Annotated in this window: 20 protein-coding genes; 10 read left to right on the top strand and 10 right to left on the bottom strand. The window is 52.9% G+C overall.

Annotation, left to right across the window (positions count from 1 at the left end; translation table 11 throughout):
* The first annotated feature begins 143 nt into the window (after positions 1 to 143).
* From AC6I9Z_RS04140 to AC6I9Z_RS04130, 3 genes are read left to right on the top strand one after another with little or no spacing between them, the layout of a single operon-like run.
* Positions 144 to 890, top strand: a complete 747-nt coding sequence (locus AC6I9Z_RS04140) for a fimbrial biogenesis chaperone (protein WP_497811226.1) — start codon at positions 144 to 146, stop codon at positions 888 to 890.
* Positions 887 to 3841, top strand: coding sequence for a fimbria/pilus outer membrane usher protein (locus AC6I9Z_RS04135; RefSeq protein WP_497811225.1), 2955 nt, complete (start codon positions 887 to 889; stop codon positions 3839 to 3841). Before AC6I9Z_RS04140 ends, AC6I9Z_RS04135 begins: the two co-directional genes overlap by 4 nt.
* Positions 3831 to 4745, top strand: a complete 915-nt coding sequence (locus AC6I9Z_RS04130; RefSeq protein WP_461458631.1) for a Csu type fimbrial protein — start codon at positions 3831 to 3833, stop codon at positions 4743 to 4745. The genes AC6I9Z_RS04135 and AC6I9Z_RS04130 overlap by 11 nt, the downstream gene beginning before the upstream one ends.
* Positions 4746 to 5021: 276 nt before the next feature.
* Here the strand turns inward: AC6I9Z_RS04130 and AC6I9Z_RS04125 are convergent, their stop codons facing one another.
* The 4 genes from AC6I9Z_RS04125 to AC6I9Z_RS04110 all read right to left on the bottom strand — a co-directional run bounded on the left by AC6I9Z_RS04125 (position 5022) and on the right by AC6I9Z_RS04110 (position 9521).
* Entirely contained in the window at positions 5022 to 5552 is a 531-nt protein-coding gene (locus AC6I9Z_RS04125) for a CarD family transcriptional regulator (protein ID WP_109355750.1), read from the bottom strand.
* A gap of 470 nt (positions 5553 to 6022) precedes the next feature.
* The gene (gene fdxA, locus AC6I9Z_RS04120) at positions 6023 to 6361 is read right to left on the bottom strand and encodes a ferredoxin FdxA (RefSeq protein WP_109355751.1); all 339 of its coding nucleotides are present in this window, start codon (positions 6359 to 6361) and stop codon (positions 6023 to 6025) included.
* A gap of 100 nt (positions 6362 to 6461) precedes the next feature.
* On the bottom strand, positions 6462 to 6764 hold the full coding sequence (locus AC6I9Z_RS04115; RefSeq protein WP_461458633.1) for an RNA-binding S4 domain-containing protein: 303 nt from the start codon (positions 6762 to 6764) through the stop codon (positions 6462 to 6464).
* 9 nt (positions 6765 to 6773) lie between these two features.
* Positions 6774 to 9521 (bottom strand): helicase-related protein, encoded by a 2748-nt coding sequence (locus AC6I9Z_RS04110; RefSeq protein WP_461458635.1) that lies wholly within the window; start codon positions 9519 to 9521, stop codon positions 6774 to 6776.
* Between the two features lie 229 nt (positions 9522 to 9750).
* Between AC6I9Z_RS04110 and AC6I9Z_RS04105 the strand changes: the two genes are divergently transcribed.
* Positions 9751 to 11337, top strand: coding sequence for a peptidoglycan DD-metalloendopeptidase family protein (locus AC6I9Z_RS04105; protein ID WP_461458637.1), 1587 nt, complete (start codon positions 9751 to 9753; stop codon positions 11335 to 11337).
* A 4-nt stretch (positions 11338 to 11341) separates the two neighbouring features.
* Here AC6I9Z_RS04105 and AC6I9Z_RS04100 read toward each other — a convergent pair whose 3' ends face one another.
* Positions 11342 to 11659, bottom strand: coding sequence for a hypothetical protein (locus AC6I9Z_RS04100; RefSeq protein ID WP_162558955.1), 318 nt, complete (start codon positions 11657 to 11659; stop codon positions 11342 to 11344).
* Between the two features lie 168 nt (positions 11660 to 11827).
* Between AC6I9Z_RS04100 and hemB the strand changes: the two genes are divergently transcribed.
* Genes hemB through AC6I9Z_RS04085 form a run of 3 tightly spaced genes read left to right on the top strand, consistent with a single transcriptional unit; the run spans position 11828 to position 13933 of the window.
* Positions 11828 to 12829, top strand: coding sequence for a porphobilinogen synthase (gene hemB, locus AC6I9Z_RS04095; protein WP_461458640.1), 1002 nt, complete (start codon positions 11828 to 11830; stop codon positions 12827 to 12829).
* The gene (locus tag AC6I9Z_RS04090; RefSeq protein WP_461458642.1) at positions 12822 to 13379 is read left to right on the top strand and encodes a GNAT family N-acetyltransferase; all 558 of its coding nucleotides are present in this window, start codon (positions 12822 to 12824) and stop codon (positions 13377 to 13379) included. The genes hemB and AC6I9Z_RS04090 overlap by 8 nt, the downstream gene beginning before the upstream one ends.
* Positions 13376 to 13933, top strand: coding sequence for a gamma carbonic anhydrase family protein (locus AC6I9Z_RS04085; protein WP_109355757.1), 558 nt, complete (start codon positions 13376 to 13378; stop codon positions 13931 to 13933). Before AC6I9Z_RS04090 ends, AC6I9Z_RS04085 begins: the two co-directional genes overlap by 4 nt.
* Positions 13934 to 13938: 5 nt before the next feature.
* On the opposite strand, the gene AC6I9Z_RS04080 is transcribed toward AC6I9Z_RS04085, so the two are convergent.
* Positions 13939 to 14457, bottom strand: a complete 519-nt coding sequence (locus AC6I9Z_RS04080) for a hypothetical protein (RefSeq protein WP_461458645.1) — start codon at positions 14455 to 14457, stop codon at positions 13939 to 13941.
* 242 nt (positions 14458 to 14699) lie between these two features.
* Between AC6I9Z_RS04080 and rplU the strand changes: the two genes are divergently transcribed.
* From rplU to AC6I9Z_RS04065, 3 genes are all read left to right on the top strand, one after another.
* Positions 14700 to 15242 carry a 50S ribosomal protein L21 gene (gene rplU / locus AC6I9Z_RS04075; RefSeq protein ID WP_109355759.1) on the top strand — a complete coding sequence of 181 codons (543 nt, stop codon included), beginning with the start codon at positions 14700 to 14702 and terminating at the stop codon, positions 15240 to 15242.
* A 3-nt stretch (positions 15243 to 15245) separates the two neighbouring features.
* Positions 15246 to 15515, top strand: coding sequence for a 50S ribosomal protein L27 (gene rpmA, locus AC6I9Z_RS04070; protein WP_108811240.1), 270 nt, complete (start codon positions 15246 to 15248; stop codon positions 15513 to 15515).
* A gap of 224 nt (positions 15516 to 15739) precedes the next feature.
* Complete coding sequence (locus tag AC6I9Z_RS04065; RefSeq protein ID WP_461458648.1) at positions 15740 to 16291, top strand: GNAT family N-acetyltransferase; 552 nt, start codon at positions 15740 to 15742, stop codon at positions 16289 to 16291.
* A 5-nt stretch (positions 16292 to 16296) separates the two neighbouring features.
* Here the strand turns inward: AC6I9Z_RS04065 and AC6I9Z_RS04060 are convergent, their stop codons facing one another.
* The 4 genes from AC6I9Z_RS04060 to metK all read right to left on the bottom strand — a co-directional run bounded on the left by AC6I9Z_RS04060 (position 16297) and on the right by metK (position 20627).
* The gene (locus AC6I9Z_RS04060; RefSeq protein WP_461458650.1) at positions 16297 to 17259 is read right to left on the bottom strand and encodes a metal-dependent hydrolase; all 963 of its coding nucleotides are present in this window, start codon (positions 17257 to 17259) and stop codon (positions 16297 to 16299) included.
* Between the two features lie 189 nt (positions 17260 to 17448).
* On the bottom strand, positions 17449 to 18147 hold the full coding sequence (gene trmB / locus AC6I9Z_RS04055) for a tRNA (guanine(46)-N(7))-methyltransferase TrmB (protein ID WP_461458652.1): 699 nt from the start codon (positions 18145 to 18147) through the stop codon (positions 17449 to 17451).
* Between the two features lie 121 nt (positions 18148 to 18268).
* A complete protein-coding gene (locus AC6I9Z_RS04050; RefSeq protein ID WP_461458654.1) occupies positions 18269 to 19336 on the bottom strand; it encodes a hypothetical protein in 1068 nt (355 codons plus the stop codon).
* A 76-nt stretch (positions 19337 to 19412) separates the two neighbouring features.
* On the bottom strand, positions 19413 to 20627 hold the full coding sequence (metK, locus tag AC6I9Z_RS04045; RefSeq protein ID WP_461458656.1) for a methionine adenosyltransferase: 1215 nt from the start codon (positions 20625 to 20627) through the stop codon (positions 19413 to 19415).
* Positions 20628 to 20656 lie beyond the last annotated feature (29 nt).

The following is a 20656-nucleotide window of genomic DNA, read 5'->3' as shown; positions in this document are numbered from 1 at the left end:
AGGGGGGGAAGGTTTTGCCTTCCTCCCAAATTTTTAAGATTTTGATTTATATATAAGTACACAACCAATTGATCAGGGGTTTTCATATGTTGCGTAAGAAGCCTGCTTTTTTTCTATCGTGCTTGATTTTGATGGCGGCGCTCATGGTGATTCCTGCCAATATCGCTCAAGCGATGCGCGTATCGCCCATGGTTGTAGAAATGAAAAATAGCGGCTCAGGTGCCGTAGCCCGTATTGAGGTGCAAAACCTGAATTCAGCTGACCTGCCGTTTGAAACCTTGATCACAAGAATAGATTTTGATGACGAAGGCAATGTCGTCGAAACGCCCGCGGATCCTAAAGACTTTCTTGTTTTTCCAGGGCAGGGGATTTTGGGAGCGGACAAGCGACAAGTTGTGCGTGTTCAATGGGTTGGACCGCCGATTGAAACATCCCGAGGATATTACCTGTCGGTCAATCAGATACCTGTGGAATTGGGCCCGAGAGAATCCAGTGCGACTGGTGCACAAGTGCAAGTCGTCTATCATATGAAAGTTTTGATAACTGTTGCTCCACCCAAGGCGGCGCCAGAAGTTTCCGTTGTTTCTGCCATTCCGACAATGGTGGAATTGCCTAAAGCGGAAGACGGGACCGAACAGGCCAGCGTTCCGGGTGTTGAAGTACGGGTCAAAAATACCGGTAATCGCCACGCAATGATGGCGGGAGTCGTTTGGACTATAGAAGGTAAAGACTTGCAAGGAGAGCGGCTTGTCGTGCAGCTCAGTCTGGAAGATCTCAACCGGTATGTCGGTGTCGGGTATTTGGCTGCTCTGAATGGAGATCGCTCGTTCAAGCTGCCGACCGGCAAAGCCTTTGGGTCGGGCCCCATAAAAGTCAAATTTTCACAGTGACCCGGAAAAAAATTCTAATTCTATTGTCTGCGTCGACCATCTTCGGCGGACAACAGGCACTTGCCCATGCATCACTTCCAATTATGGGACGAATGATCTCCGCCTACCCGGATCATGAGCGGGCAGTAAGTGTAGTTCAAAAGGAAGCTGAATACTTCACTACAGAAGTAGAAACTGATCATGAGTCAGCAGGCATTGCACATAGTCTTCCAAACAATTTTTGGACGGGTTTCTACCTTCCTTCCACTATAGAAGCGGTTTCTCCAATATCCGGGCCATCCAGCTACGATCAGCCTTTGCATTTTCGACGTTGGGAAGAAGGACGTCACGATTCAACTTTTGTCGGTAGCCAAGATTTTCTGCAAATGACCGCGCTTGCCGCCGACCAAATAACAATTCCGTTGCCACAAGAAGAGGGACAACCGGCCCCGGATCCCGCGCCGAAGCCGGGGGATGCTGATGCTCAACCGACACCCCAGCAAGGCATTGAGGATGTAACGGCAAATGCCGACACAAGTGGTCCTCCTGTTGATATCAATCCGTTTGACCGAGATATCGAGCTTACGGTCCCGTTGACGTTCCGAGACAAACCGCTCGGAGAAGTCCCTATTGTTCTCACAAAAGATGATACTTTCAGGGTTGAAACGGCCGGTTTTTTGAAATTGGTGAATCCTCTACTCAGTGAAGAGGCCCGTCAAGTGATTGGAGATCAGCTGGCTGGCAAATTGGATTTTACGCCGGAAGATTTGGGCGATATCGGCATAACACTCGAGTACGATCCTTCGTCTCTTTCCGTCGTTGTTCTGAAAATCGACCCCAACAATCGGGCGATCGAATCCCTCTTTGCACCGCCTACCAATGACGATGAAACTGTGGATGTAGAACCTGCGAAATTTTCTGCGTTTCTCAATATAAATGTCGCGCAAACTCATGTCTGGGGACAAGATGTGCGACGTCCCTCCCTGTTTCTCAATGGCGTGACCAGATTTGGCAACATTGTTGCCGAAACAGAACTGGAATTTGTGGACGAACAGGGATTTGGTGATACGGACGATACCGGTGGATATAATTTTCAGCGCAATTTTGCCCGGCTGGTTTACGATCAACCGGAGCAATTCCGCCGCTGGGAATTGGGTGACTTAAGCCCCGAAGTTCGGGGCCAACAGGGCTTTGTACAATTGGGCGGTATCGGCGTCACGCGTCAGCGCCGCCGGTTTAACGAATTTCGTTCGTCAGTTCTGCAGGGGAATAGACGGATTGTTATCCAACGTGACTCGACCGTTACTATTTTACGCAATGGTTCAGCTTTCAGGGAATTGCGCCTCGAGGCAGGCTCTTATGACTTAAGTTCATTGCCGCTGTTATCTGGCAGTAATGATGTACAAATTGAGATACGGGACGATGCTGGACGCACTGAAAGCGTAAACTATCAAGCCTATCTGGATCCGATTGATCTGGATCCGGGAGATTATGAATATGCGGCTTACATCGGCGCGCTTAGCAACCAGTTTGGTGGTACCCCTAACTATAGCGATGAAGTCGCGTTCACAGGATTCTTTCGAAAGGCTTTTCTGAATCGCCCCTCTATTGGGTTGGGCGTCCAAGCCAGCAAACGGACACAGTTGCTCACCGGCCAGACCCAATTCGTGTTGGGAAATGGCGGTCAGTTACAACTGGATGGTGGCGTCAGTCGAGAGAGAGATGCCGGCGCTGGATTTATTGCTGGTGCTACATATCAACAGTCTATCGACCGGTCTGGATTGGTCGACTCTTTTACTATACGTGCAGACTACACCTCTCGTAGATTTTCTGTTTTAGGCCAGCGTGATCCTGATAACGTCAACTCATTCAATTTAGGCGCATCATATGCCCGCGCGTTTAGCCAGAAACTGACTTTGCTCGTCAATGCCAATTACCTGAAAGCGCGGGGGAATGCTTCCGATCGCTATCGGCTAGGCGCTTCTGCTTCATATAGGCTATCCCGGAAATGGAGCATTCGGGGCGGTTTGGACTATTCGAGATTCGGCAATTCATTTGGGAATGTTTCTCGTCGCAGCAGCGAGTTTGGATTCAATATCTCGCTGGTTTTCCAACCCAACTATCGAACCCGAGCAGAAGCCCGCCACGATAGTACCACCAATTCTTCAACATTGTCGTATACTCGGTCAGGAAGCAATCGACTAGGCAGTGTCGGCTATGGTGGCATTATCAATCGTCAATCAGGCAGTATGAATGCGCAAGGCTTTGCTAGTTATTCTGCCAACAGATTTGATGCGGGAATCAGCCACACTTCTTTCGGTGAAGGCTTCAATTCGATAACCGATGAACAGGCAACTACGGTTCGCATTGGAACGTCGTTAGCATTCGCAGATGGCGCGTTTGGCATCGGGCGGCGAATTAATGACAGCTTTGCCGTACTATACCCCCACAAGAATCTGGGCAAACGCGATGTTGTTGCCGGGCAGTCAATTGCTGAGAACAGGTATTTGGCAAAAAGTGGCCCTCTGGGAGGGGCAGTTAACAGCTTCCTGACATCCTACGTCAATCAAACGGTTCAATATGATATTGAGGATCCGCCAATTGGATATGATGTCGGGCCCGGCACGGTGCGTATCAGGCCGCCTTACAAAAGCGGTTACAAGATCAGAGTGGGAATGGATGCCTTTGCAAGCGCAAGGGGCACGCTAATTGGGCTTGATGGGAAAGCTGCTTCCTACACTTCCGGTAAGGTAGAGGCTCTTGACGGTAAGGATGAAGAGCCAATAGACTTCTTTACGAACTCGGTTGGACGCTTCTCGATGATGAACTTGAGACCCGGCGTGCGATATCGGGTCACTTTACGAAACATACCGCGAGGCTTTGAGTTTGTCGTACCGTCGGATACAACAGGCTTGACGAACTTAGGCGTGATTTCACTCTTACCCAACGAACAGGTGCAAAATGAAGACTAGATCACTACTACTTGCCGCCAGTATGGTAATGGCTTGCTTCAGCGGTATCGCACGGGCGCAAAGTCCCACCGCAATGGGCTGTGTTCTTAGCGTTGATACCGCAAGTTCCAGCCCGGAATGGATTATTCGTGGTCATGATCCATTTAGTAGTAACGAGCCTGTTGCCAGATTTGAGGTCATCTTCCGCAATGAAGGGACGCAAGATTGTAGCTTTCGTCCTCAATTCGTTCTCGATGGTGAAACATTCGGCCTGAGCAATGGAAATGCAAGAACGCTTGCATACTCACTGACTGAGACATCCACCAATGTAAATTTGACACCAATTTCCGGCCGCTCTGTAAGGCGTGTCCAAAGAAGACCGATCATTGTTGAGCCCAGGGGACAAAAACTAGTCAGCTTCTTGTTAACTGTCCCCGATCCAAGAATATCAGGAGATGGTCTTTACTTCCAGAATGTCAATCTAGAAGCAGAAGGGTCTGATGGTACGCTTTTGGGAGGGCAGCGATTGGTTCTTGGATTGGACGTTTTACCATCGGCACTCATGTCCCTTTCAGGCGCGTTCAGACGCAATGATGGTCAAGCAAACATAGACCTCGGCCCCCTTAAAGATGGGCGCGTTGCAATACCTTTAAACCTGCATGTCAGGAGTACTAGAGGGTATCAGGTTACCTTTGACTCAAAAAATCAAGGTCGCCTGAGACTGGGTTCAACGGAGTGGACTGTGAACTACGATCTTTTGGTGGGTGGGAAAATACTGCAGTTATCATCTGCTCAAACTTATTCTGCAGCACGACCCAAAAGTGCCTTTGACAGTCTACCTATGGAGTTTCAGATCAGTGGGGCTTCAAACAAGCGTGCTGGCGTGTACTCAGATACGTTGACCATTGCAGTCGCAGCCTACTAGTCTGGCGTACTGACGTACCCGTGTACACGGCCTTTCAAGAGGCCATTCGGACATAATCATCTGCCGGAAGAACAGGGGAATAGCTACATCTGCGGATGCTCTCATGAGCACAGATCCCTCAGGCACGAATGTCAATGATCTCTCAGGTGCTGTTGATAGAGCCATAAACTCTAGTGGATGCCGCAGAGAACGCGCCATTTACAAGCCCACGAAAAAGGCCGCCCCATTTCTGAGACGGCCCTTTGGTGATTGGTTTCAAAACCTGCTCTTTTGAGATCAGTCTTCCTTGACCTCATAATATTGCGGTGCTGCAATATTCAGGATTTCCAGAATTTTCGTGAGCGCCGTTGGCTCATCGGTTTCTTCCATCGCAGCCAGTTCGCGGGCCAGACGGCTGGACGCCGCTTCAAAAATCTGGCGTTCGGAATAGCTTTGCTCTGGCTGATCGTCAGCGCGGAAGAGATCGCGGGTCACTTCGGCAATAGAGACAAGATCACCGGAATTGATTTTCGCTTCATATTCCTGGGCGCGGCGCGACCACATGGAGCGTTTAACCTTCGGCTTGTCTTTCAGGGTCTCAAGCGCCTCTTTCAGCGTCTTGTCAGAGGACAGTTTGCGCATGCCAACGCCTTCTGCCTTGTTCATTGGTACACGCAATGTCATGCGTTCTTTTTCAAAGCGAAGAACGTATAGTTCCAGTTGCATGCCTGCAATTTCTTCATTTTGCAGTTCAATTACACGCCCAACACCGTGTTTTGGATAAACAACATAATCGCCCACATCAAAGGACAGCGTATTCGCAGCCATAAAAAGCCTTTCTTTCTCTATGGAAAAGAAGGATGATTCCGGTCAAATTTCTCAAAAACCCCGACGAAAAAACCCTTTTGTTCATATATATAACGACCAAACACCCCCCGTGCCCAGCCGCTAACCGACACTAGTGTTAACAGATTCGTCACAAAAAAGCAATTTCTCGTTGCAACGCACAACTTTTATTTGACCTCAGGCGCCGGGCGTGGGCATCCGCCCGCTTGGCTATCGCGCCATAAGGCGCGGCGGACGCCATTTGATCTTGGCGCCCTTGCCTCGCTACGCTCGGACGATGCTCTTTAGGTTTAACCAGTTAAATCTGTCACCAGACCGACGCGAAGCGTCGGCAAGCGCGACCGCGCGCCCGAGCTTATGCGAGGAAAGCCAAGCGGGTGGATGCCCGCGCCCGGCGCTTGAGGGAATCAAAAAAGACTCCGCCCGGCGCCTGAGGTTAGTTAAAAACTCTCTTAATCGCCTTCGCCAGGCTTTTCTGAGAAATGGGCCTCAAACTTGCCTTCAACGCCTTTAAAATCGTCTGCATCAGCCGGCGCGTCCCGGGCGACTGTGATGTTGGGCCAGCTTTCCGAATATTTTGTGTTCACTTCCAGCCATTTTTCCAGGCCATCCTCTGTATCAGGCAAAATAGCCTCGGCAGGACATTCTGGTTCACAAACGCCGCAGTCAATACATTCGCTAGGGTTGATGACGAGCATATTCTCGCCCTCATAGAAACAATCCACAGGGCAGACTTCAACGCAGTCCATATACTTGCATTTGATACATGCGTCGGTAACAACATAAGTCATCGGGTCGTCTACTCCATCATACAGACCGGGATTTTTCGGCCATCAAGTCTCTGCTATTGCGCAAATTTAGGAACGTCAACAGTTGGTTTTCGGTCCTAATTCATTCGCCAGTGCGCAATCTTTCAAAACAGCTTTGCGCATCGGGAGCGCTGCCTCGCCGCAGGGGAAGCGCGGATATACGGATCACATGCACCTCGCGCCCTTGCGGAATCGTTAAAATATCTCCCTGCCGGACCATCATATGTGCCCTATCCACCCGGCGCCCGTTGAGGCGGACATGGCCCTTGTTGGCCAGTTTTTTAGCCATCGTGCGGTTGCGTGCAAAACGAAGAAACCAGAGCAGCTTATCGATCCTGAGGGCCGATGGATCATGGCCCGGTTCACGAATTTTTTTACCGCTCAAATCTGCATCCTATTTTTTCATCGCTTCCTTAAGAGCAGCCAGTTCGGCAAAGGCACCGCCGGCAGAAGCCAATACCGGCTCCGCCTTCCGGGACTGGGAACCCGATTTGCCTGATTTCTTGCGATGTGCGGTTTTCTTTCCTTGATGCTTGCGGTGATTATTTGGTCGGGCTTTGCCCATGCCTTTCCAGCACCAATATATCTTCGGTGTCTCGGGTTGAGATATCTCATCGGCCGATTCAACTTCGGCAGATTCTGCCGTTTCACTTGGGGCGATCGCTTCAGGTTTCTCCGCCTCTTTTGCATCAGGTTCAGCCGCTTCAGCTTTGTCTGGTTCGGCGGCTGGCGGATGGTCATCCGTTTTTGCAAAACCGGCCATTTCAAGCAGCGCTTCATGCACTTCGCTCGATAGTCCCAGAGACGTCGCCAGTGCAGGGTCCACCGCAAAAATAGGCCCCTGCTGCCGCGCCTCATGCGCCTGTTTGACCAGGCGTTCCGCCATATCGACCCGGACATATTCGTTGCCAATCTTGCGAAAGCCCAATCGGCTGGCATGATCAGGAGCAGCAAATTTCCAGTCCTTCAGGTGGACCGCATTGTCGCCGGGAAGCGCAATCATCGGTTGCTCGTCCAGCGCCGCGAAAAGCGCGTTGCGCCAGAGCACGGCACCAGGCTTCATCAGCGCGTGGTGAAAAATATCCAGTGCACCGAAAACCAGCCCGCCGCGCCGGGCGACCCCGCGCATATCGTTATCTAGCGCTCGAACTGCCTGATCAATCTGTCGGCGCATGATAATGCCGCCCGCTTCGACGATCTGGGCAAACAGCGCACGAACCGAAGCCGGTGTGGTCGCATCATTGGCCAGCCCATCAATTTTGACGAGCCCTTCCAGGTGCTTCGCCTTCATCGTTTCGACCCATTGCTTGATCCGTTCTTCCGCCTTTTTGCTGTTTTCGGGTGAAATGTCTTTCAGCGCGCGATCAAATTTGATTTCGGGATGCAGCAAGTCTTTTCCCTTGGCGAGCACCGCCAGCTTCGCCTCTTGCCAATAGACCACCGGCTGACCGGCTTCATCCGCAGCCAGAGCCAGTTCGCTATCAGGTGCTTTTGCCAGCGCGTCAGCTTTATCGGTCATAATCGGTCCCAAATATCTTTCCGCTGCGGCAAGCAGCATCTTGCGGTCTTCCCTCCGGCTATCCGAAGGCACGATAAATTGAAAGCCTTTCAGCGTTCCAATTTCAAGTCCGTCCACCAATACAGCACCGTCTGTTTCCAATGCAACGTCTTGCGGCAAGGCGCCTTTCAAAAGGCCGCGCATAAGAACACGCGTGCGTTTGTCGACAAATCTCTGGGTCAACTGACTATGCATGGCATCGCTGAGCCGCCGTTCCAGCAAGCGGGTGCGCTCCACCATCACTTCTGCCTGCTCCACCCAACGCGATTTTTGCGCAATATAGCTCCAGCTGCGGGCGGCAGATATGCGCGCGGCAAGAGTCGAAATATCGCCCTGAACATTTTCCAGCCGGGCAATTTCCTGTGCCATCCGCGCATGGGGGATGCGGCCATTGCCCTGCACAAGATAGGGCCAGAGCGAAGCGACAAATCGCGCCTGATGATCCGCACCGACTTTGCGGAAATCGGGAATGCAGGCAGCTTCCCAGAGCAGGCGCACTTCGGCGCGGCCTGTCGCCAGGCGGCTAACGGCGGGATCTTTTACAAGCCGTTTCAGCACCGCCAAATCGATCGCTTCCGGTGCGGCTTGCAACAACCGATCCTTTGGCTTGTCTTCCAGAGATTGAATGAGACTGGTGACGCTGGTTACATCTGGATCAGCATTGCGCCAATACAGCCATTCCAATCGCGGAAAATCATGATCCTCCAGCCGCTGGATTTCCTCAGGCTCCAGCTCATCGGAAGAGGCCAGTCCTGAAAGCACGCCAAAACTTCCGTCTTTTTGGTGACGGCCGGCGCGGCCCGCAATCTGTCCGATTTCCGCGAGCGTCAGGCGGCGACGTCGGCGACCATCAAATTTCTTGAGAGCCGCAAAAGCCACGTGAGAAACATCCAGGTTTAAACCCATTCCAATGGCATCGGTGGCGACCAGATAATCGACTTCGCCATCCTGATACATTTTAACCTGCGCATTGCGGGTTTGCGGCGACAGTGATCCCATCACTATGGCAGCGCCACCATGTTGTCGGCGCAGCATTTCTGCAATCGCATAAACATCCTCGACGGAAAACGCGACAATCGCCGAACGCCGCGGTAATCGCGACAGTTTTCTTGGCCCGGCATAGCTTAGTGTGGAAAAGCGCGGACGGGAGATAATCTCAACATCCGGTATCAACTTTTCCACTAGGGGACGAAGGCTGTCAGATCCCAGGATCATCGTTTCATCCCGGCCGCGTATGTTCAGCATCCGGTCGGTGAAAATATGCCCCCGTTCCGGGTTTATGCCAAGCTGCGCCTCATCTATGGCGACAAAGCTGAAATCCCGATCAATCGGCATTGCTTCCGCGGTACATAGGAACCAGCGCGCATCCGGCGGAACAATTTTCTCTTCCCCGGTCACTAAAGCAACCCGATTGGCCCCTTTCAGCGCCACCACCCGGTCATAGACTTCGCGCGCGAGCAATCGCAGCGGAAATCCGATCATACCGCTGGAATGCGCGCACATCCGCTCGACCGCCAAATGGGTTTTACCGGTATTGGTGGGGCCGAGAACGGCAATAACAGGAGACTGGGAGAAGTCGGACATTTGCCTTACCTCACCGCATCTGCATCAAACTGGCAAGCAGAATCCTTGTAAAATCGGCAAGATTCTTGGCATTTCGACCGGATACCCGCGAATTTACACGTTTTACCGCATAGCATGTCATGGAAGCCCGATCTTAATTTGACATTAACTCTATTCCTTCACAGAGACAGAAATATCATTGCGATGCATATCTGTTTTTTGGGTTTAAAAAAAACAGCATCGCCAAGGGGTGCATTTGTTCAAGAGTATCGACATGCTTGCCGATCAAGGAAATGGGGCTGCGGCTATCGCAGCAGAGCCCGCTGCGCCTTCCTTTACCTTGCCCTTTGCCCTGCCGGAAAATTTCAACGATGTTCTGGACCGGTGGCAAGACCGATTTGCCCAGACCGATTGGGTGCCGGACCTTGGCAGAGATATTGGCAGCCTCACGTGGCTTCGCGGTCTGGCAACTTTGGTATTGCTCTGCGGCATCGCGATTTCCTGTCTGCCCGATTTTGGGCCGATCAAGGGCCATCAAAATGCTGCTCTGACCGGTTTTAGAGCCGATCAAGCCCGCTCGCAAACCATCGCTCCGCTGGCTTACGGATCAGATACCGGCATCCGTATGGCCGCCACCGATGCGGTTCGGCCGCTCGCACAAAGCCCCGAGCGCCCCTCCATTGAACTGGTCGCAACTTTGGGCCGCGGTGACAGCCTCCGCCGCGTTTTACAGCGCGCCGGTGTGGCCAATGCCGAAGCTGGCGAAGTCAATGAGCTGGTTGCTGGTGCAGTGAGTCTCGATGAGATCAAGCCCGGCACGAAAATCGATGTAGTACTCGGCCGCCGTCCAGCAAAGAACCAACCGCGTCCGCTGGACCAGTTGGCTTTCCGGGCGCGCTTCGATCTCAATCTGGAAGTCTTGCGCAATGGCGATCAACTGGAACTCAATCGCAAGCCGATCATGGTCGATGACACTCCGCTCAGGATCAAGGGAACCGTAGGGTCCAGCCTTTATCGCTCGGCAAGAGCGGCTGGCGCACCGGCTGATGCGGTGCAAAAATATCTTCAGGTAATCGGCAAGAAAATGTCGGTATCGCGGGACATACGTTCAACCGATGAATTTGACATCATCCTCGGATATCGCCGTGCGGAAACGGGAGAGATAGAGGTTGGTGATTTGCTTTATGCAGGCATAGAACGCGACGGCAAGGCCAAGGCACAGATGCTGAAATGGACCAGCGGCGGACGCTCCAACTGGTTTGAAGCATCCGGCGTCGGACAATCCAGTGGCCAGCTGGTTCGCCCAACAAACGGCCGAAGAACTTCTGGTTATGGCATGCGCCGACATCCGATCCTGCGTTATAAACGTATGCATAGCGGCATTGATTTTGGCGGAGGCTATGGTGCTCCGATTTATGCCGTAACCGATGGCAGAGTGACTTTTGCTGGCCGGAAAGGTGGCTACGGCAAGTTTGTCAAAATCAAACATAGCGGCGGTCTTGCTTCCGGCTATGCCCATATGAGCCGGATCGCCGTTAGCAATGGTCGCAAAGTCCGAAAGGGCCAGATTATCGGCTATATCGGTTCCACCGGTCTGTCGACTGGCCCCCATCTGCACTATGAGCTCTATCGTAATGGCAGGACGATCAACCCCAATTCGGTTAAATTCGTCCAGCGCGCCGAACTGGGCGGCAAGGAACTCAGGAAGTTCAAGAGCGAGCTGAAGCGTTTGCAACAAGTCGAGCCAGGTGCCGCTCTTGGCACGTTGAAAAGCGCATCAACCGGCCCGAAAAAACAGCGGGAAATCAGTCGGCTGAGCAAAGCATCGATCAGCTAAAGCTTCAGAAATTACCAAGGCAAATATCGGTTGCCGCTTCCAGCTTTGCCTCGGGCGGATTCATTTTTTCGCTGATCCCGTCAAGGGTCTTGCCCAGTTCTTCCGCCAGACAATTACATATAGGTGTTGCCTGAGATTCCGGTGCACCAGCCTTTTTGGATTCTGTCACGCATCCAGCGACAAATTCTGTATTCCAGCTTTCATCAAAGCTTTTGTTGAAAGCACCAGCAAGGCTATTTTCATCATCCGCACTGCCACAGGCTGACAAAGCGAAAGTGGCAGCCAATAATAGTGGAACAACCAAACGGGATCTCACAGGCATAAAATCTTCCTTCTTGAATGGAGACTGGATGAATAGTGGAAATGATGTTTTGACAGGCTGCATCCCGCAAATCTTCGCAACAGCGTAAAAGATGGGGGCGGTGTCTGCAAGCTGTACACAATGCTATTTCAATTGCCCTACGGAGCCGCCTCTCTATATTAGATCAACATGAGCCAAAATCCTTCCTTCCCCCGAACCCGTCTGCGCCGCACCCGCGCTTCTGCATGGAGCCGCGCAATGGTTCGCGAAAACCATCTGACCCCGGCTGATCTGATCTGGCCGCTCTTCATTTCGGATGGGGAAAATATCGAAGAACCGATTACCTCGCTCCCCGGCGTGTCGCGCTGGTCTGTGGACTTGATTGTGGAGCGCGCCAAAGAGGCCCGCGATCTTGGAATAGCTTGTGTTGCTCTATTCCCGAATACGCCGGCAGACAAACGGAGTGACGACGGCACGGAGGCGCTCAACATCGATAATCTCATGTGCCGCGCCACCAAAGCCATCAAAGATGCTCTGGGGGATGATATCGGCGTACTTACAGATGTCGCGCTCGACCCCTATACTACCCACGGGCAGGATGGGCTGATTGACTCCAATGGCTATGTTGAGAATGACCGCACACTCGACATGCTGACCAAGCAGGCACTGAACCAGGCCAATGCCGGTGCGGATATTATCGCACCGTCCGATATGATGGACGGCAGGGTTGGTGCCATTCGCGATACGCTGGAACTGGCGCACTATCACAATGTACAGATCATGGCTTATGCCGCCAAATATGCCAGTGCCTTTTACGGACCGTTCCGGGATGCTGTGGGCTCGAGCGGCACTCTGAAAGGCGACAAGAAAAGCTATCAGATGGATCCCGCCAATAGTGATGAGGCGATGCGTGAAATCGCTCTCGACATTGCCGAAGGCGCGGACAGTGTGATGGTCAAACCCGGTCTCGCCTATCTCGACATCATCTATCGCGCCAAAAGCGAATTTAACGTACCGGTCTTCGCCTATCAGGTATCCGGTGAATATGCACTGGTCGCCGCTGGGGCCGCCGCCGGCATTGGCGATCGCGATGCCTTGATGATGGAAAAGCTGATCGCGTTCAAACGCGCCGGCTGTTCTGGTATCCTCACCTATTTCGCTGCCGATGCAGCCCGGCTGCTCCATGAGTGACGTTATATTGGAAACCGAACGGCTGCGCCTGCGTGGTTGGCGCGATGAAGATATTGATCCTTTCATGACCTATCTCAACACGCCCAAAGTCACGCGCTGGCTCGGTGGCGTCCAGACCCGTGAAAAATTCTTGGAAGCAGTTGAAAGGATCAGGGGCTACGACCGCGATTTCGGACACACATTCTGGATTGTAGAACGAAAATCAGACAATGCTTTGCTTGGATTTTGTGGGTTGAAACGCGTAAATGCCCCGCAACCCAAGCTTACCGGCGCCTTCGAAATCGGTTGGCGTCTGCGGGAAGATGTCTGGGGTCAAGGCTATGCGAAAGAGGCCGCATCCGCGACGATGGATGCGGCGTTTACCAGACATAAAGCTCCCTTTGTAGTGGCCCTTACCGTCCCGGGAAACGAACCATCCTGGGGTCTGATGAAACGTCTCGGCATGACCCATCGACCGGATTTGGATTTTCATGACCCCAATTATGGTGAAGACCTGAATCCGACCATTGTTTATCGTATCGAAGCCAAAGACTGGAAACCAGACGCATGACCGATCCACTCATCCTGCCCTTCAATGGCAAAACGCCGAAAATTCATGAAACGGCATTTATTGCGCCAGGCTGCAAAATCATTGGCGATGTGGAAATCGGCCCGGAATCGAGCATCTGGTATAATTGTGTGATCCGCGCGGACGTCAATTACATTAAAATCGGCGCGCGCAGCAATATTCAGGATGGCACTACCATCCACTGCGACAGTGCCACACCGGCCACACCGAATGGCCATCCGACAATTATCGGGGATGACGTGCTGGTCGGTCATATGGTCATGCTCCACGGAGCGACGCTGGAAGATCGAGCTTTTGTAGGCCTCAGCACGACGGTAATGGATGGCTGCGTGATTGAAGGCGACGGGATGCTTGCCGCAGGCGCTACACTGACGCCCAATAAACGAATTCCGACGGGCCAGCTGTGGGCCGGGTCACCGGCCAAATATATGCGCGATCTGCCCGAACCGGCCATTGCAGGCATGCGTATGGGTGTGGCGCATTATGTCGAAAATGCAAAAGCCCATAAAGCGGCAGTGGAAGCCGCTCAAAAATAAGCCCTTTAACGCATGCTCGATTTCAGCTCTTCGATTTCCTGTTGCTGGGAGGAAACCTGCGCCTCAATTTTTTCGCGAAACTGCCCGATGATGGCAGCAGCCCCTTTTTCTTCACCGGAAAATTCCTGATCAAGTCGCTCCATATAAAGTGCATCAATATCCGCCAGCGCAGATACCGAAGGACTGCGATCCATTTCCAATGAGGAAAGCTGCACCTGCGCTACCACCCATGATTCGCTGGATGGTGCAGCCCCGCGCGCTGCCGATACGCTTTGCTTCACTTTCGGCAGATCAGCCAGAAAAGCCTGATGGGCGGTGTTGCTCTGACGAACCGCCGCATCGACAGCATTTCCAAGCGCCGTAGGCAATGTAGCCATCACCTCTGGTGTTGGTGCCGCTGTATCCGTTATTGCCGGGCCATCCTCATAGGGTCGCTTCGCAAGGGAAGGAAAATCACTTCCTTGCATAGCACAGGCGGACAAAGACAGGCCAAGGGCCGGAACCAAAAACACCGATAATTTCATAGAGGCACCTTTAGGCTGCGGTGATTGCTGCTGCAATGGCCTTTGCACGGGGATGAAAGGGTGCGGTTGCTCCGCCGTGAAGGCCAGACCAGTTGAAAGCAGAAACTTGCCTAAAAATCGGCCAATACTGGTTGACACAGCCATGCCCATCTAGTAGCTGCGCACTCTTTCCAGCGTGAGCCGAGAGACTCGCGTCTCCTTGCCCATGCGCTGGAACCACAAGATTGAAACGGAAAAATGCCATGTTCGCTATAGTGCGCACCGGCGGTAAACAATATCGTGTTGCCGCAGGAGATATAATCGCAGTCGAAAAACTTGCTGGTGAAGCAGGTGATTCGGTAACCCTTGATGACGTTTTGCTGGCCGGTGACGGCGGTGAAATGAAAGACGTCAAAGGCCTGACCGTGGCTGCTGAAATTGTTGCGCAGGAAAAAGGCGAGAAGGTCATTATCTTCAAGAAACGCCGCCGGCATAACTATCGCCGTAAAAACGGCCATCGTCAGCAGCATACCGTGCTGAAGATCAGTGCTATCGGTTCTGCCAAGAAAGCGGCTCCTAAAAAAGCAGCGGCAAAACCGGCGGAAGACAAACCCGCTGCTGAGAAGAAAGCGGCACCCGCTAAAAAAGCAGCACCGGCCAAGAAGGCTGCACCTGCAAAGAAAGCTGCTGCTAAGCCAGCGCCGAAAAAGGCCGCTGCTAAAACAGAAGCAAAACCGGCTGCAGCCAAAAAAGCTCCAGCGAAAAAGCCAGCTGCCAAAAAACCGGCTGCGAAGAAGAAGGACTAAACCATGGCACATAAGAAAGCAGGCGGTTCGTCGCGTAACGGCCGTGATTCAGAAGGCCGCCGTTTAGGCGTCAAAAAATATGGCAGCGAAGCTGTTGTAGCTGGCAATATTATTATCCGCCAACGCGGAACCAAGACCCATCCGGGTCGCAATGTCGGTATGGGCAAAGACCACACCCTATTTGCGCTCATTGATGGCAAAGTGGAATTCCACAAGGGCAAACTCGGCCGCAAATATGTGTCAGTCGATGCCATGGCGGAAGCCGCCGAATAACCGGACAATCGATAACGGGTTGTCCTTTGAGGGATGACCCGGATGGTTCAAAAAGAACCACCAGATTTCAGGGAGAGGGTCACCCCCTCTCCCTTTTTTTGTCTCTCCCTGTCGAAAATGTCACTGCGTTGTCATCGCTCCATTGTAGGAGGCGGTCAAACCAACACAGGGGCGGTTAAATTTTTTGACTTTGGCCAAGGTTAGCCAAAAAACGGAGAGTCCCGATGTTTGCTAGAACGCCAAGATTATTGTTAAGACCGGGTTGGCCCGAAGACGCGGATGCGCTGTATCAAGCGATTAATGACGAAGCAATTGTCCGTAATCTGGCCAGTGCACCATGGCCCTATAGCCGCGATGATGCAGATCATTTTCTGTCGCTGCCACAAAACCCCAAAAGCCCGCGCTGGCTGATCTATCGGCGGACGGCGGGTTCACCCTGCCTGGTCGGCACTTGCGGTATCGACCTTATGGCCGATGGTAGCGTTGAGCTCGGCTACTGGATTGGCCGCGACCATTGGGGTCTGGGTTATGCCACAGAAGCCGGACGCGCTGCACTCAGCACGGCGAAGGCTCTTGGCCATCGCGAAATTGTGGCAAGCCACTTCGTCGATAATCCGGCGTCAGGAAATGTCCTCACGAAGCTGGGCTTTCGCCGCACAGGCCGGACGGCACCCCGGTTTAGCAAGGGGCGTAACAGTTCCGTTACAGCCGTTGAATTTCAGTTGTCCCTGGAAGGCGACATGGAAAGCGATGTCGTGCGACCGCTCGCCGCGTAAGGCTGTTATGCAACCCTGTTTAGACGCTTCTCGGCCTTACGCTTGCCCAAGGTGGCAATAGTATCGTCCTGGTCCGGTTGGTCCATGATTGCGGCTTCATATTCGCTTTCGGCCAGCTGGATCAGGTCGCGGTCATCCTTGTTCCAAGGGTGGAAGCCGGGAAGGAAAAACTGGAACCATGGCAGCAGGGTCCGGCGGAACGGAGCGGGACTGACCAGCGCATAGCGCAAGAAGCCAAACCACGCGCGCGGACCGGAAATACCGTCCTGCCGCAGGAGGTCCATGACACCTTTGGTGCGGTTTTTGGCGAAGCCCATGGAAATGCGAACCATGAATAGCGACTTGGTTGCCCAACGCCGTGCCCGGCTCCAGTCTCTCGTCGCATACAGCCAGGTGTCGTAAGCCACACCCTTATGCTCAACCTCTTCAGAAGCATGCCAAAGCCACATTTTGCGTTGCTCTTCGTCGGCATCCTGAAAATGCTTTGGATTGGCAATAAATTCGGCAGCCATGATTGCAGTCAGATGTTCGAGGCAAGTTGTGGCGACCAGTTGCATGATAAGCGACTTGCTCGCGATATTGTCGATGACATCGGTAAGCGTCTGCTCCAACCGCGAGATGTCAAAATCTGATTCTTCGATATGCTTGTTAAAAAACAGATGCTCGCGGCTGTGGACTGCCTCTTGCTGGACGAAACCACGAATTTCCCGGGCGAGTTTTTCCGGTACTTCGTCCCGATATTGCTTGAGAACCTTCATGAAGAAGGTCTCGCCTTTTGGAAAAGTGATCGACAAGGCGTTAAAAAATGCTGTCGCATAGGGGTCGCCGCCAACCCAGTGCCGACGCTCCATCGCCGCATTGGCAAAGTGCCGGTTGCGGGACTGGATATTCAGGTCAGCCGGGGTGGCGCTACCCGCGATTGCGGGTGCGGCATCTGCCACGTCAGTATTTGATGAAATGCCGCCCATTTCTATGTGTGGCCTCCTACAAAATCCAATAGCTGTGCGACCAGTCTTTTTGGTTAAGCAATTTATAGATTGGGAGGGTTAACAAAATACCTACAGCGACCAACAAAATCGCGGTTAACTCGCTGTTTACAAGGTGATTCAAATATAGATTGCAGTAAAACGCTGTTAACGTGAAACTGCTCTACAATCTCATTTCCGTTGATAGCGGAAATACCAGACCTCATGCCCTTGCCGCCGCGCCTTGGCCTCATAACGCGTTTCGGGCCATCCACCCGGACGGATCAGCCAGCTTTTGGGCCCTTCGCTAAGCCAGTTAAACTCGCTGCGCTGGTTCATGATCATCATCGCCCATTCGAGATAGACCGGATGATCGGTGCCGAAACGAAACTCTCCGCCGGGCTTCAGCTTGGCCGCAATCATGTCGACCGGGCCGTGGTTCATAAACCGCCGCTTGGCGTGACGCGCCTTGGGCCATGGGTCGGGGTGCAATAAATAGACAAAGCTCAATGCACCGTCCGGTATACGTTCCAGAACGTCGAGCGCATTGCCCATATGCAGCCGAATATTGGGTAATATTCCTTCACGAACATGCTGTAATGCGCCAACCACTCCGTTCAGATAAGGTTCGCAGCCGATGAAGCCGTGATCCGGCAGCATGTCCGCGCGCGCGGCCATATGCTCACCCGCACCAAAACCAATCTCAAAGTGCAGCGGCCGGTCATCGCCAAATAGTGTCGCAGAGGACACCGGGCCCTCTGTCGGCACACTTATTTGCGGTAGCAGCTTTTCGACGAGTTCCACCTGACCCTCGCGCAGAGCATGGCCCTGCCTGCGGCCATAAAGCTGGCGGATAGTGGTGGGGTCGCTACGTCCTTGCTTGTCGATCATTCTTTTTTTCCGCGATCTGATTGCGCGCCGTCCATCCTGACCGGACTCCATATCCATCTCAGCGCCATGCTAAAGTCGGCGCATATCAGCAGCAGTTAAACGGGACAACATTCGAATTTTTCTATTCGTCGGTTGCCAATCCGCTATCAATCGTAATGGTCGAACCCTCGTCCGGCCAGGTCGTAGAACTGGATATTATGGCTCCTTGATTGATCACTGCCACTAGGGTTTCGGGAACCGGAAGAACGTTGATATCAGTAAATATGTCTTGCTGCCCCAATTTCATGTGAACGGGCGTGTAGCGTCTTCGATTGTCGCCAGATATCGCCCCCGACAAGGTGTTCCGGTAAACGGACAAGGCTCTACCTGAATCTCCCAGTGGCAAGATATAGCTGTTTTTGCTCTCATTGGCGCGAAAGACCGTCCACCGCCCGTACTCGCCGGGATCGCGGCAGTAGGTTACAGTTTCGGCGGGCTTATCTGGGTCGCTCTTTTCTTCTTCAGCCGTGCTTGTGATCGCACCTCCAATTAAGGCGTCAACCAGACTCGGGCGAAAACGCTTTACCTTTGACTTCAGCTTCAATTTTTTGGCGCAGGGTTTAACAGCCAAAGCTTCCGGCGCCTGTTCAATAATGTCACCGGTTTCGACCGCTGATACAATCTTCGGGATCTCATCTGCCAATGATTGGGCATCATATTTGGCCGACGTGTAACGAACCTTGAGGAGCCAACGATTTAGAGGTGCCATGGCAATCGCGGTGCTCTTAGACTCCGAACCCGTCAGGCTATAGGAAACAACCATACCCGCCGTCGACAACTGTCCGGGTGGAGTGAAGACAGTTTCGGTCACCAATTCTGGAGCGAATTGGGCAAATCCACCGACCATCAGACTTTGTCTTGCGGTTTCAAACCACAATGGAACATCGTTGATCGCGGGACGATATAGATAGAGTGTCAAAACGTCCTTCTGATCGGCATCCTTGTAAGAAACAACAATGTCCAGCTGGTCCTCTGTCAGGTCTCGAATTCTGGAGCGATCAAATCCGCCCAGTCTGGCCGGAAAACCAGTTCCGGTATGCTGATGAACCCAGGTTTGGTCTGGTTCTGACGAAATATCTGTCGGCTGCGCAGAAGCTTCCGCATACCCTAGAATAAGGAAAAAGCTCGGCAGAAACAATATTTTGCGCATTTGGTAGGCCTCCCGTTCCGATCCTTCAGAGCATAAGAATATCACTACCCATTGGCAATGAACGCTTGCTCAAAAATCAGCTGGTTGCCGCTTTCAGCGCATCCACCAGATCGGTCTTTTCCCATGTGAAAAGATCACCATCAGCCTTGCGTCCAAAATGCCCGTAAGCAGCGGTCGGGCTGTATATCGGCTTGTTGAGGCCGAGATGGGTGCGAATGCCTTTTGGTGTTAGGCGCACCAGCTTCGGCAGGATTTCTTCCAGCTTCTCTTCGCTGACCGTGCCGGTGCCATGCAGGTCTACGTTAATAGACAATGGTTCCGCCACGCCAATGGCGTAGGAAAGCTGGATCGCGCAGCGCTTGGCCAGGCCGGCGGCGACAATATTCTTCGCCAGGTAACGGGTGATATAGGCGGCCGAGCGGTCCACTTTCGTGGGATCCTTGCCCGAGAAAGCGCCGCCGCCATGGGGGCTTGCACCGCCATAAGTGTCGACAATGATCTTGCGCCCTGTCAGGCCTGCGTCACCATCCGGGCCGCCAATTTCAAAACGCCCCGTCGGGTTCACGTGAATGACCGTATTGTCGGTGATAAAGCCGTCCGGCAGCACCGAATGGAACACACCCATGACATATTCGCGCAGTTCTTCGTAAAGCGCCGGATTGTCGCTATCCTTGTAATAGCCGGGCGCATGCTGCGTCGAGACAACCAGGGCGGTCGCTTCAACCGGCACTTCATTGACATAGCGCAGGGTCACCTGGCTCTTACTGTCCGGCTCGAGAAAAGGCGCTTTGCCGCTATGGCGATCCTCCGCCATCTGTTTCAGTATCTGATGCGAATATTGCAGGGTTGCCGGCATCAGGTCAGGCGTTTCATCGCTGGCATAGCCAAACATGATGCCTTGGTCGCCCGCGCCTTCATCCTTGTTGCCGCTCTCATCCACACCTTGTGCGATATGGGCGGACTGCGGGTGAAGATGGTTTTCAAAGGTCAAGTTCTGCCAGTGAAAGCCTTCTTGTTCATAGCCAATTTTCTTGACCGTCTCGCGAACAACCGTCTGGATTTCTTCCTGTGCACCGGGTGCCCAATTGCCATCGGTATCGATCATCCCATTACCGCGCACTTCACCGGCCAGAATGACCCGGTCGGTCGTCGTCAGGGTTTCACAAGCGACCCGCGCTTCCGGATCCTTGGACAGAAAAAGATCGACGATCGCATCGGAAATCTGGTCCGACACCTTGTCGGGATGGCCTTCGGATACAGATTCGGAGGTGAAGATAAATTCAGAACGCATGATTTTTCCTAGCATTTGCCGCCTGGGGG

Source organism: Parasphingorhabdus sp., from assembly GCF_059726685.1.
This window is presented reverse-complemented; position numbering and strand designations above follow the sequence as displayed.

Bases quoted from the DNA above. Each gene is read 5' to 3' on its own strand.
- AC6I9Z_RS04125 (WP_109355750.1), bottom strand. From the start codon at position 5,552: ATGGCTGCGAATACGCTGTCCTTTGATGTGGGCGATTATGTTGTTTAT.
- fdxA (WP_109355751.1), bottom strand. From the start codon at position 6,361: ATGACTTATGTTGTTACCGACGCATGTATCAAATGCAAGTATATGGAC.
- trmB (WP_461458652.1), bottom strand. From the start codon at position 18,147: ATGATCGACAAGCAAGGACGTAGCGACCCCACCACTATCCGCCAGCTT.
- AC6I9Z_RS04110 (WP_461458635.1), bottom strand. From the start codon at position 9,521: ATGTCCGACTTCTCCCAGTCTCCTGTTATTGCCGTTCTCGGCCCCACC.
- AC6I9Z_RS04090 (WP_461458642.1), top strand. From the start codon at position 12,822: ATGAGTGACGTTATATTGGAAACCGAACGGCTGCGCCTGCGTGGTTGG.
- hemB (WP_461458640.1), top strand. From the start codon at position 11,828: ATGAGCCAAAATCCTTCCTTCCCCCGAACCCGTCTGCGCCGCACCCGC.
- metK (WP_461458656.1), bottom strand. From the start codon at position 20,627: ATGCGTTCTGAATTTATCTTCACCTCCGAATCTGTATCCGAAGGCCAT.
- AC6I9Z_RS04060 (WP_461458650.1), bottom strand. From the start codon at position 17,259: ATGGGCGGCATTTCATCAAATACTGACGTGGCAGATGCCGCACCCGCA.
- rpmA (WP_108811240.1), top strand. From the start codon at position 15,246: ATGGCACATAAGAAAGCAGGCGGTTCGTCGCGTAACGGCCGTGATTCA.
- rplU (WP_109355759.1), top strand. From the start codon at position 14,700: ATGTTCGCTATAGTGCGCACCGGCGGTAAACAATATCGTGTTGCCGCA.
- AC6I9Z_RS04085 (WP_109355757.1), top strand. From the start codon at position 13,376: ATGACCGATCCACTCATCCTGCCCTTCAATGGCAAAACGCCGAAAATT.
- AC6I9Z_RS04065 (WP_461458648.1), top strand. From the start codon at position 15,740: ATGTTTGCTAGAACGCCAAGATTATTGTTAAGACCGGGTTGGCCCGAA.
- AC6I9Z_RS04140 (WP_497811226.1), top strand. From the start codon at position 144: ATGGTGATTCCTGCCAATATCGCTCAAGCGATGCGCGTATCGCCCATG.
- AC6I9Z_RS04130 (WP_461458631.1), top strand. From the start codon at position 3,831: ATGAAGACTAGATCACTACTACTTGCCGCCAGTATGGTAATGGCTTGC.
- AC6I9Z_RS04050 (WP_461458654.1), bottom strand. From the start codon at position 19,336: ATGCGCAAAATATTGTTTCTGCCGAGCTTTTTCCTTATTCTAGGGTAT.
- AC6I9Z_RS04080 (WP_461458645.1), bottom strand. From the start codon at position 14,457: ATGAAATTATCGGTGTTTTTGGTTCCGGCCCTTGGCCTGTCTTTGTCC.
- AC6I9Z_RS04100 (WP_162558955.1), bottom strand. From the start codon at position 11,659: ATGCCTGTGAGATCCCGTTTGGTTGTTCCACTATTATTGGCTGCCACT.